A 4,003-nucleotide genomic window follows, 5' to 3' on the forward strand; every position below is an offset into this window, starting at 1 on the left:
GCCGACATGATCGCCAGGACGATCCCGGGGTGCCACCAGGCATAGGCGGTGGCCTCGCCCAGGGCGAGGGTGAGCGCGGGCACGAATCCGCTCACGGTCGCGGCGATGGCGTACGACAGCGAGAGGGCCGAGTAGCGGAAGTGATCGGGAAAGAGGTCGTTCATGAGTCCGCCGAGTGCGGCCCACGCCATCGTCGGCAGGATGCCGCCGATGATCATCGTGCCCACGAGGATCGGGAAGGTGGCGAACTGCAGCAGGAAGTACATCGGGAACGTGATCAGAAGTGTGCCGAGTGCGCCCCACATCACCACACGGGCGGACCCGATGCGGGTGGACCACCACCCGAAGAGAGGGATCGTGACCAGCTGCAGCAGACCGCCGATGGTCGTGGCGACCAGAAGGTCCTGGTAGGCGAATCCGAGCTGGGCGACACCGTAGTTGACCGTGTACGTGTTCATCAGCGAGTAGGAGCCGATGCCGAGCAGTGCCGCGCCGATGGCGACCACGATCGCGAGCGGACGCCGGGCGAACATCGTCACGAACGGCACCCGGTCGCGGCGACCCTCGGCGACCACGTCGCGGAAGACCGGCGTCTCGGTGATCGTCAGACGCAGGTAGAGCGAGACGGCGAGGAGCGGTATGGCCAGCAGGAACGGGACGCGCCAGCCCCACGCTGCGAGATCCTCGGCGCTGAGCACCTGGGTCATCACGATGTACACGGTGGCGGAGAGGATGGACCCGACCGGTGAGCCGAGCTGCGGGATGGCCGCGAAGAACGCGCGACGCACGGGGGAGGAGTGCTCGGTCGCGATGAGGATGGATCCGCCCCACTCGCCGCCGAGCGACAGGCCCTGTGCGATGCGGAGCGCGATGAGGAGAGCCGCACCCAGCCATCCGGCCTGCGCGTAGGTGGGCAGCATCCCGATGAGGCCCGTCGCGACGCCCATGATGCCGATGGTCCACAGCAGAGTCGCGCGCCGCCCCAGGCGATCGCCCATGTAGCCGAAGAGCACCGCGCCGATGGGGCGCACGACGAACGCGAGCGCGATCGTCAGGAACGACGTGAGCGTAGCCCCGAACTCGCCGAGCGGCGAGAAGAAGAGCGGGCCGAGGAAGAAGGCGGAGAAGTACGCGAAGACGTAGAAGTCGAACGATTCGAGCGACGTGCCGACCATCGAGGCCCACGCCACGCGGCGCGGAGTGGAGGTCGGAGCTGTGGATGCGGGGGAGGATGTCACGAGCGTCAATTGTGGCACGAGTCCAGAAAGGCGGCATCGGGGGAGAGGATCGGCGTCCGGGAGGGTTCACCCGCGTTTCGTCTCGCTCCGCTCGCTCAACGACCAGAAGCCGCGCCTCCGGGTCGTTGAGCGAAGAGACGATACGCGGGCGGCCCCGCCTGGGTCGTTGAGCGTGGGGCGAAGCGACGAGACGAAACGCGGGTCGCCCTCCTGGGTCGTTGAGCGAGGAGCGAAGCGACGAGACGAAACGCGGGCCGCCGATCGGCGTAGAATGTCCGAACAGACATCGATCCGGCCATCACCGGGGAGTCCTCGGAAGAACGTTCCGCCGTTCGCGCACGATCGTGCGGCGGGATCACTAGAACCGAGCGGGTCAGGCCCGTCACAGCCGCTGTGAGAGTGGCCCCGGCTCGCGACACGCGGGTCGAGCGGCACGCGGGGTGGTACCGCGGTTCTCCCGACGGGTGGATCGTCCCCGCAGGACGAGAACCTGCGAGAGTGCGATGACCTACCCCCGATCCTCCTTCGGCCCGGCCGCCGACGTGCAGCCGAGCCCGCGATTCCCCGACCTGGAACAGCAGACCCTCGCCTTCTGGGCCGAAGACGACACCTTCCGGGCCTCGATCGCGCAGCGCGACGGTGCGCCGGAGTGGGTCTTCTACGACGGCCCGCCCTTCGCCAACGGACTACCTCACTACGGTCACCTCCTCACCGGCTACGCCAAGGATCTCTTCCCGCGCTTCCAGACCATGCGCGGCAAGAGAGTCGATCGCGTCTTCGGATGGGACACCCACGGGCTGCCCGCGGAACTCGAGGCCATGAAGCAGCTCGGCATCACCGAGAAGAGCGAGATCGAGGCGATGGGCATCGCCACGTTCAACGCGAAGGCTCGCGAGTCGGTGCTGACGTACACCAGGGAGTGGGAGGACTACGTCACCCGCCAGGCGCGCTGGGTCGACTTCGAACGCGGCTACAAGACGCTCGACGCCGGCTACATGGAGTCGGTCCTCTGGGCCTTCAAGAGCCTCTACGACAGGGGGCTCGCGTACGAGGGCTATCGAGTGTTACCGTACTGCTGGCGCGACGAGACGCCGCTGTCGAGCCACGAGCTGCGCATGGACGACGACGTCTACAAGATGCGCCAGGATCCCTCGGTCACGGTGACCTTCCCGCTGGTCGGTGCGAAGGCCGAAGCTCTCGGGCTCACCGCGGTCCGGGCGCTCGCCTGGACGACGACCCCGTGGACCCTGCCGACGAACCTCGCGCTCGCGGTCGGTCCCGACATCCGGTACGTGGTCGTTCCGGGTGGTCCGAACGGCGCGGCCGACGTGCACCGCGCGTCGGGCGGAGCGCCGGATGACGCGGTCGAGGCGACCGCGCACGAATACCTGCTGGCCGAAGACCTGCTCGCCGGCTACGCGAAGGACCTCGGCTACGAGAGTGTCGAGGATGCCCGCGCGGCGGTCTCGCGCAGCGTCCTGGGCTCGGAGCTCGCTGCCGTCTCCTACGACCGACTGTTCGACTACTACGCGGATGCCGAGACCTGGGGGACTCAGAACGCGTGGCAGATCCTGGTCGACGACTACGTCACCACCAGCGATGGAACCGGCATCGTCCACCAGGCCCCGGCCTACGGTGAAGACGACCAGCGTGTCTCGGAGGCCGCCGGCATCCCGACGCTCCTTTCGCTCGACGAGGGTGGTCGCTTCTTGCCGCACGTGACGGATGTGGCCGGCGAGCTCTGGATGGACGCCAACCGTCCGCTCATCCGCCTGCTGCGCGATGGCGGCCGCCTGTTGCGCGAGGCCAGCTACGAGCACTCCTACCCGCACTGCTGGCGCTGCCGGAACCCCCTGATCTACAAGGCCGTCTCGAGCTGGTTCGTGCGCGTGACCCAGATCAAGGACCGGCTGATGGAGCTCAACCAGCAGATCGCCTGGGCACCCGAGAACGTCAAGCACGGGCAGTTCGGAAAGTGGCTCGAGGGCGCGCGGGACTGGTCGATCAGCCGCAACCGGTACTGGGGCTCGCCGATCCCGGTCTGGAAGAGCGATGACCCCGAGTATCCGCGCGTCGATGCCTATGGCTCGCTCGATGAGCTCGAGCGCGACTTCGGTGCGCTGCCGCGCAACGAGGCGGGCGAGGTCGACCTACACCGGCCCTACATCGACGACCTCACGCGGCCGAATCCCGATGACCCGACCGGGCAGTCCATGATGCGCCGGATCGAGGATGTCTTCGACGTGTGGTTCGACTCGGGCTCGATGCCGTATGCGCAGGTGCACTATCCGTTCGAGAACCAGGAGTGGTTCGACGAGCACGCGCCCGCCGACTTCATCGTCGAGTACATCGGGCAGACCCGCGGCTGGTTCTACGTGATGCACGTGCTCTCGTGTGCGCTGTTCGACCGCCCCGCGTTCACCGGGGTCTCCTGTCACGGCATCGTGCTCGGCAGCGACGGGCAGAAGATGTCCAAGTCGCTGCGGAACTACCCCGATGTGAGCGAGGTCTTCGATCGCGACGGTTCGGACGCCATGCGCTGGTTCCTGATGTCCAGTCCGGTGCTGCGCGGCGGGAACCTCGTCGTCACCGAGGAGGGCATCCGTGCCGGCGTGCGGGAATTCCTGCTGCCGTTGTGGAACTCCTGGTACTTCTTCGCCACCTACGCCAACGCGAGCGGGGCGCGCGGATACGAGGCGACGTGGCGCACCGACAGCACCGACGTGCTCGACCGATACATTCTGGCGCTCACCGGCGACCTGGTG

At 67.5% G+C, this 4,003-nt stretch carries 2 protein-coding genes; one reads left to right on the forward strand and one right to left on the reverse strand.

What is annotated here, in order from left to right; genetic code table 11:
* A partial coding sequence (locus B4E30_RS13505; RefSeq protein WP_286795589.1) for an MFS transporter occupies nt 1-1,238 on the reverse strand: 1,238 nt, incomplete at its 3' end.
* Nucleotides 1,239-1,741: 503 nt separating this feature from the next.
* Here B4E30_RS13505 and ileS point away from each other — a divergent pair.
* On the forward strand, nt 1,742-4,003 hold a 2,262-nt coding region (gene ileS / locus B4E30_RS13510), incomplete at its 3' end, for an isoleucine--tRNA ligase (RefSeq protein WP_286795590.1).

Origin of the sequence: Microbacterium sp. UBA3394 (assembly GCF_002358725.1) — a bacterium.
GTDB classification, from domain to species: domain Bacteria; phylum Actinomycetota; class Actinomycetes; order Actinomycetales; family Microbacteriaceae; genus Microbacterium; species Microbacterium luteum.